This is a genomic window from Ruminococcus sp., assembly GCF_024684275.1.
Window position 1 is genome coordinate 1 of the sequence record NZ_JAIKXF010000136.1, and the last position, 7583, is coordinate 7583.

Genomic DNA, 7583 nt, shown 5'->3' on the forward strand with positions numbered 1-7583 from the left:
GAGAGGTCCGAGTGCCGCCGCTACCAGTGCGATTTTGACAATGGTTTCCTTTGTGGCGGGATCCATAGCGTTCAGTTTGTCAATGAAGCCCTGAATCTTCGTCACGATTGCACGGATTGCAGGCATCAGGATTTCGCCGAAGGAAATGGCAAGCTCCTGAAGCTGCGACTTCAGAATGGTAAGCTGACCGCCGAGGTTATCCTGCATGACAGCAGCCATTTTTGCGGTTACACCGTTGTAGCCGTCAATCTCATCGGAACAAGTGCTGATTGCACCCTCCAGCTTCTGAATATCCGCAGGGGCGGCATTCATCAGCGCAAGGAAGCCGGACATCGCATTCTTGCCGACCAACGCCTGTGCCGCCGATGCCTGTTCCGATTCCGACATCTGCGCAAAAGCCACACGGCAGTCTGCGAGAATGTCGTTCAGCTCACGCATGGAGCCGTCCTGATTGGTGGTTGCGATCTCCATTTCGCCGAAGGCATCACCGCAGAACTTGACCTCGCCTGCAAGGGCTGTCATGATCGAACGCAGTGCTGTACCGGACTGCGAACCCTTGATACCGCTGTTCGCCATCAGACCGATTGCCTGCGCTGTATCCTCGCAGGAAAATCCCAGAGAACCCGCAACAGGCGCACAGTATTTGAAGGTTTCACCCATCATGCTGACGTTTGTGTTTGCATTGGACGATGCCGCCGCCAGAACATCAGCAAAATGACCGCTGTCGGCAGCGGATAAGCCGAAAGCGGTCAGAGCGTCAGTTACAATATCCGAAGTGGTCGCCAAGTCTTCACCGGAAGCGGCAGCAAGGTTCATGATGCCCTCGATGCCGTCCAGCATATCTCCGGTTTTCCAGCCTGCCATCGCCATGTAGTTCATGGCATCGGCGGCTTCGGAAGCGGAGAACTTGGTCTTTGCGCCCATTTCACGGGCTTTATCACGGAGAGCATCCAGTTCATCACCGGTCGCACCGGATACAGCAGCGACCTTGCTCATGGCGGAGTCGAAGTCTGCTGCGGTCTTGACTGCGGCAGTTCCGGCAGCCATAACAGGAACGGTCACATGAGTGGTCAGTGTCGTTCCGACATCGGCGATTTTGTCGCCAGCCTTTTCGAGCATTTCACCCGCCTGACCGAGCTTGGCAAGAGCCGTACTGGAAGCCTCCGCCTCACGCTGAAGATTCTGCAATTTCTGTTCCGTTTCGATGATCTCACGCTGCAGGGCATCGTACTGCTCCTGCGAGATGTCTCCGTTGGCAAGTGCCTGATTTGCTTGCTCTGCTGATGTTTTCAGGGTTTCCAGCTTTTCTTTGGTAGCCTTCACCGCATCGGCGAGGAGCTTGTGTTTCTGCGAGAGCAGTTCCGTATTGGTCGGATCGAGTTTCAGTAGCTTCTGCACATCCTTGAGCTGCGTCTGCGTGTTCTTGATGTTTTTGTTGACGCCTTCCAGAGCCTTCGACAGCTTGGTCGTATCTCCGCCGATCTCAACGGTGATGCCCTTGATTCTGTTTGCCATGCGGTTCACCTCCTCCGTGAGGGCATGAAAAAAGCACCTGCCGGAGCAAGTGCTTAGTGTGTAATTAATATTTTAGGCTCTTTCGCTATTTTGTAAATACTCAAAAACAGCATCAACAATTGAATGGTGCCAAGCATCAGCATCAAATACTTGACTGTTGCATATGGTGTACTTAACACCTTCTTTTGAAGTGAGCCAATGATCTCCAGAATGAATAAGGATGCCCATTTCCTCTAAAATCAAATTTAAGGCATGAACACTTTTGACATTGCACCCCATTTTTTGAAGTCTTTTGACAACTTCGATCTTATACAGATCACCTAAAGCATTGTACGGCATACAAATCATTCCTCCTTACAAACATGGCAGTTATTATTTGTCATGAAAACTTACAACATACTCTGACGGAACTATTGTTGTGTCTACCTTTCTTCCGGTATAGAAAAACTCCATCAATTTTGCAAATTCTCGGACTTCATCATCGGTGTCCTCAACAAATGCTTTTTTATTATGATCGAAGAACGCTTTTGCCTCCTCTATTGTTTGGTATGTCGCTTTCAGCTTTGTTGATATCGTTTTCATAGAGTGTTCATACATATTTTCACTACAAAGCATTGGAATTGTAATCAAGTGAGATTTATTATCCTCAACCCATTGAGTTGCTTCCTCAGTCCCGAACTCTTTCAAAATAACTAAAACCAGTTTATCAATCACAGCTTTGTTATTATTGTCAACAGAGTACAAATAGCACAACACCTTGCATCGAATAATAGGCGGAAGTAAGGAGAAACACTTAACTATCTTATCGTTTGTACCGAAATAATGTTTTGAGAAAAACTGAATAAATAAGCAAGAAATAAGATCAAGTAAATGATCATGTATCTTGGTATAATCATCTTGTGTTATTTGCGAGCGAACCTTTGAATGTGAACAGGAATTCGCTGCATAATAATCAGTTGTGTCATTCTTAACAGCAAGAATACATTTTATAAAATGGTCTCCGTAAGTAAGGGCTTTTACTTCCTTTAATACTTCCTTGTCGCCGATTGTCAACTGATCATCCGGCTTAAAATCGATTAGCTTCCTGACTATTATTTCAGAAAGCACCCTCATTTGAGCGATTTTTCCACGGTAAGATGAATCAACATAAAAAATATCATGCAGACAATCCCCAAGAATATAAGCATAATCTTCGTCTCTAAAATTACTCATATTACCACCCCTTAGGATCTTTTCCTTTATTATACTGCATAAAGAGAAAAAAGTAAAGTGGCTATTTAGAAATTATCAAAATCAGCCTGTCCAGCAACCTCCTGCCACCCCTCAAAATCATCATTTTCACGCTCGGTGAACATATCGTTGATTAACCCTATCGTAAGCATATCCAGCTCGGTCATTGTCAGGCCGAGCTGTTTGCATCTCAATAGGAATAATGGAGTTGTCATCGGGCGGTCAGTTTTTCGATGTTTTTTTTAGATTCCGCCTGTGTCTCCACGTTGAGTCCCCACAGTTCAATGAGTTTCGGGAGCACCTCATAAATGGAGAACGTGTTGAACGCTTCAAGCCAGTCATCGGGGGTGTCCGGTACGTTCTCCGGATCAGCGTGCTTCGCCATGATGTATGCGATATTCTCAAACACTTCAAGGCTATCGATGTCGAGGTTTGAACCTTCCTCATCGCCCTCCTGAACAGAAGTCTGAAGCGCAGCGAAATCCTTGTAAATGTCTCTGCGAAACTTGATGCGATAAAGGCGCGGAATTGCAGCACTTGCCTTGAATGGTACCTTTATTCCGTCAACCGTTATTTCTTTTCGTATAGCCATAGTACGCCTCCTTATTCAGCAGCTTTAGCGGCCTTTGCAGCATTATTGTTATTCGTAGCCGCAGTTGTTGGTATGTATACAGCGTTATACCACCCGTTATATGTACTCTCATCCGTACTCTCGCAGGTCTTGGATTTGACAAGTCCATTAGGCAGTGCTGATGCCTTGAGTGAGAGCTTTTCCGTCTTGACGGACTTGCTCTCCTCCGTAGTTTCGCCCTCAGTTGCAGGACGGGACGCAGAGCAGCAGTACAGCACATGACGGATGTGGTTCTTGTCGCCGTCAAACTCGAACATGAGTGCGAACTGCGATGTTTCCGCATCGTTGCGCTCCACCAGAACGCCCTTTGCATCAAGCTGTTCACCGAGAATCGCCGTTGCAAAGTCGGTCGTAATGAGTGCAACCTCCAGATCGCCGTCATAGCCTGCGTTGTTGTTGATGACATAATACACGCTGTTATCGGCATAGAAATTCTCGTTTTCACCGTTCGCGTCAATGCTCAGGGAAACTGCACCGGGCAGGCACACAGGCGTTGCGAATGTCGGAACGCCATCGTCCGACCATGCCGTGATCTTTGCCCAATGCACCTTATTCAGACCGAATTTTACCTTATTCTTCTGCAGTGCCATTGTTATACCTCCATTTCGTAAAGCACCTCATAGAGCTTCTCGCTCTCGATCCAGCTTTCAGTTTTCGTGTAATAGATATTGTGCTGCGTCAGCACTTCCTCCACACGGCTTTCCGTATCGGGCGACTTTTCATCCGTATACAGTTCAATATCAAGCTGCTTGAAGCTGTGATACATCAGGTTATCCGCGCCGAAGGTGTCCTCGCCGGGTGAAAGGAAAATAACAAAGGGCGGGTGTGGAGACTCACCCTCTGCAAAATGATGATAGGCGAAAGGAAGCCCTGTCTCCTTCATCATTTCGTTGATTTCTTCATAGGTCATGAAAGCGCCTCCTCAATCATACGAGTGAGCATTTTCTCACCCTGTGCTTCCGCAGGTGCAATATGCGGCTTGCCGGATACACGTCTGCCGTTCCGCTTTGCATGACCTTTTTCAAGCAGGTGCGCAAGCTGGTAGCGGTCTTTCGAGTGAACGGTCATTTCGAGTGTATGACTGTTCTCCTTCGTTTTCTTGATCGTCCAGCTCTTGCGGTACTTGCCGCTGAGCTTCGGAGCACTTGAAGAAATTTCTTTTTTAACGTTAGCAGCTGTCTTTTTGACAGCCTTTTTCATTTCAGTATCTGCAAGTTCAGCATATTCAGCCAGACCTTTCATAATAACATCTGCCATGTCATCAATAGAAGTCATCCTGTTCACCAGCCCTTCGTGTACCTGCCGTTATTCTCATATAGTCCATAGACTTGTAATTTGGCAGTATACTGTCAATGTTATATGTTAATCCACGGAACTGAAGCCTGTGCGTTGTCGGATTTATCCTCATAGTATCTGAGGTCTGCCGTACTATGAATTCTATTGAGTAGATTTCTTTTGTAACACCGGCTTCTGTCGTTTCAGTTGATGACTTTGGAGTAACGGCTGCCCAGCAGGAGAAAGCCTCCTCCCACTGAGCCTTATGATTGCCGATATCGTCGGTTTTGGTATGATGCTCGAGGAAGGATATCCTCTGATTAAGCAATCCTATTTCCATCAGATAATGCCCTCCCTCTGTGCAAATAAAAGCGCCCTCAGTGTAAGAGTCAGCTTATGGTAGTCAGCAGTATTGCGGTTTTCATAGAGGTATGATACAGTATACAGCATAGCCTGCCGTGAGGTTTCCTCATTTACCGCAAGTGCAGTATCGTCCATTCTGCCAACATCTTTCACAAGGCGCTTAGCCGTGTCTATAAGTGATATGATGAGCTTGTCGTCTTCGCAGTGGTCTACACGGAGATAATTCTTGGTTTCAGCAAGTGTTATCATGCCTTCATAGTCAGCACCTTTACCGCTTCGGGAAGTATGAGCTTGCCGTCAACTCTCTGTGAAGCAAGAAAGCCTATCTGTCCGTTCATGGCGAAAAGCTCGTTAAGTCGCTTCATGCTGCGCCCCTGACGGTCTGCTATCCAGTAATAGCTGAAGTCGCCGAATGCGATAGCCTTACTGCCAGCTTCTATTGTAGGTGCGTAAACGGAAGTTACATAGGGACGATTGAGTATAGTATCGGGAATACCGTTAGAAACACTGGGCTGCCAGATATAGTTACCAGTATTATCCTTGATTTTACGGAGAGCCTTGACGGTTTGCTCGTTGAGAAGCCAGATAGCCTTCTTACGGTATGGACTCTTGATAGAATAAAACAGCTCTATCATGTCATCAAAGCTGATTGTAGCTCCGCTTGAGGTTGCACCTTCCTGAGCGCCTCCAGAAGCCGCGAAAATGCCCGTAGGCTTGCCAACACCGTCGCCTGCGACAAATGCTTCCTCTTCCTTTGCACCGATTCTACGGGCGAATTCCTTTGCAATGTAAGCGGGAAGGTCAAAGACGGAGTCGTTGAGAAGCTCCTCAGATATCTTTATAGCCGTGCCGACCTTGTAAGCGGAGAGTGAGAGCTGACCGAAGGAGTCATCGGAGAGAGTATATGCCTCTTCCTCCTCCATCCATACTGCCTCACCCTTTGAAGTTACAACAGGTATCTTTCTATCGCCGCTTGAAGTCTGTATTCTTGTGGCAAGTGGACGGAATACGTTTTCCTCCTCAAGGGCTTCAATGAGCTTTTTCTCAAACTCATCAGGTACGAGATAGCCGCCCTCCGTGTCTTCGCCTACCTGCAGGTCATTGCGGACATCGATCCAGTTACGGTTACGGACACTGTTCCAGAAAGCCTTGCTGTATTCCTCAGTGCCTGTAGAGTGTTTTGGAGTATCAGTGACATGAGCGCCGGGAGTTCCAACAACAGGCGTTGTAGTAGCCGCTGAAAGCTCCTGTCCGATACGCTCGGCTCTTTCCATACGTTCGATTTCCTTGCCGAGGTCAACTATTGTCTGTTCCAGTGCGTCGTATGTTTTGCTGTCCTCCTCTGAGAGAAGACCGCTTGCGTTACGCTTTGAATCAAGGAAATCACGGGCTGTATCCCATGCTTTTGCTCTTTTTTCTCTGAGTTCCTGAATAGTCATTACACATTCCTCCTTAGTGTTTCAGCAGAGACAATCTCTTGTCCAGCTGGTCGATTGGTGTACCTGTAACCGGTGTATATGATGCTGAGATCTTCTTCATAAGCTTGTCCATAGCAGAAGCAGCTGAATATGACATAGCAGCAATATCGTCAGTTTTACGTCGCTTGAACTTACCACCGTCCTCGTCAGGTTCTTCACTTTCATCCTCATCAGGTGTATTTTCATCCGTATCTTCTTCAGCCGGAGAGTCATCTGCAGCATAATCTTTAAAAAGGATGCCGTCAACAAGCCCCATGCTTAGAGCCTTTTTTGCATTAAGCCATGTTTCCTCGTCCATCATATGGGCTATCCTGGCACGTGACTGGTGAGATTTCTCCTCGTAGGCGTTTATAATGCTCTCCTTGACCTCATCAAGCAGCCTTATAGCCTGTTCCATATCCGACTTATTACCCATTGCTATGGTAGCAGGGTTATGTATCATAAGCATGCCAGTGGGAGTTATGAGGGTTTCATCACCTGCCATAGCAACAACAGAAGCTGCTGAAGCAGCAATACCGTCGATTTTTACCGTAACCTTGCCTTTATGGTTACGAAGCATGGTGTATATCTGTGAAGCTGCAAAGACATCTCCGCCGGGAGAGTTTATCCATACGGTAAGGTCTCCGCTTATTTTTGAGAGCTCATTTCTGAATAAGGCTGGAGTTATCTCATCTCCGAACCATGTATCCTCCGAGATAGGCCCGTTGAAAATGAGCTCAGATTCGTTGGTTTCTTCATTTTTAACCCAGTTCCAGAATTTGTTATTCATTAGTATATTCCTCCTTTTGTTCGTAAGCTGCGCCTGCGTCCTGTAATTTTGTGAAGCTGCCGTTACAGAGATATAGATCTCCGCCCAGCTCTTCGGGGATTGCATTCATGTCTTCAAGCTCACGGATATCGTTGGCGGACATCCAGCCGTTCTGTCTTGCAGTCGCATAGCCCTGCATACGGCTTGCATAATCGCCGCGCAGCAGACCTTCCACATTGAATTTAATGAAATAGCGCCCCTTTTCGGAATCCGAAAGAAGCGCCTTCTGTAGTCCCTGTTCCCAGCGTACCAGCCACGGATCAAGGGTGTATTTTACGAATTC

Annotated in this window: 12 protein-coding genes; all 12 read right to left on the reverse strand. The window is 47.0% G+C overall.

The window, feature by feature from the left end:
• The coding region (locus tag K5677_RS14310) for a phage tail tape measure protein (protein WP_296729320.1) at window positions 1-1515 on the reverse strand (1515 nt) is incomplete at its 3' end.
• Window positions 1516-1587: 72 nt separating this feature from the next.
• On the reverse strand, window positions 1588-1854 hold the full coding sequence (locus K5677_RS14315) for a hypothetical protein (protein WP_296729322.1): 267 nt from the start codon (window positions 1852-1854) through the stop codon (window positions 1588-1590).
• 33 nt (window positions 1855-1887) lie between these two features.
• Window positions 1888-2727, reverse strand: a complete 840-nt coding sequence (locus K5677_RS14320) for a hypothetical protein (RefSeq protein ID WP_296729325.1) — start codon at window positions 2725-2727, stop codon at window positions 1888-1890.
• A 229-nt stretch (window positions 2728-2956) separates the two neighbouring features.
• Entirely contained in the window at window positions 2957-3337 is a 381-nt protein-coding gene (locus K5677_RS14325; RefSeq protein ID WP_296729329.1) for a hypothetical protein, read from the reverse strand.
• An 11-nt stretch (window positions 3338-3348) separates the two neighbouring features.
• Entirely contained in the window at window positions 3349-3966 is a 618-nt protein-coding gene (locus tag K5677_RS14330) for a major tail protein (protein ID WP_296729332.1), read from the reverse strand.
• A 2-nt stretch (window positions 3967-3968) separates the two neighbouring features.
• Window positions 3969-4286, reverse strand: coding sequence for a hypothetical protein (locus tag K5677_RS14335; protein WP_296729334.1), 318 nt, complete (start codon window positions 4284-4286; stop codon window positions 3969-3971).
• The gene (locus K5677_RS14340; RefSeq protein WP_296729337.1) at window positions 4283-4651 is read right to left on the reverse strand and encodes an HK97 gp10 family phage protein; all 369 of its coding nucleotides are present in this window, start codon (window positions 4649-4651) and stop codon (window positions 4283-4285) included. The genes K5677_RS14335 and K5677_RS14340 overlap by 4 nt, the downstream gene beginning before the upstream one ends.
• Entirely contained in the window at window positions 4638-4991 is a 354-nt protein-coding gene (locus tag K5677_RS14345; protein WP_296729338.1) for a phage head closure protein, read from the reverse strand. The genes K5677_RS14340 and K5677_RS14345 overlap by 14 nt, the downstream gene beginning before the upstream one ends.
• Entirely contained in the window at window positions 4991-5263 is a 273-nt protein-coding gene (locus tag K5677_RS14350; protein ID WP_296729339.1) for a head-tail connector protein, read from the reverse strand. Before K5677_RS14350 ends, K5677_RS14345 begins: the two co-directional genes overlap by 1 nt.
• Window positions 5260-6453 (reverse strand): phage major capsid protein, encoded by a 1194-nt coding sequence (locus K5677_RS14355; RefSeq protein WP_296729341.1) that lies wholly within the window; start codon window positions 6451-6453, stop codon window positions 5260-5262. The genes K5677_RS14350 and K5677_RS14355 overlap by 4 nt, the downstream gene beginning before the upstream one ends.
• 13 nt (window positions 6454-6466) lie before the next feature.
• Window positions 6467-7261 (reverse strand): head maturation protease, ClpP-related, encoded by a 795-nt coding sequence (locus tag K5677_RS14360; RefSeq protein ID WP_296729342.1) that lies wholly within the window; start codon window positions 7259-7261, stop codon window positions 6467-6469.
• On the reverse strand, window positions 7254-7583 hold a 330-nt coding region (locus tag K5677_RS14365), incomplete at its 5' end, for a phage portal protein (protein ID WP_296729344.1). The genes K5677_RS14365 and K5677_RS14360, both read right to left, overlap by 8 nt.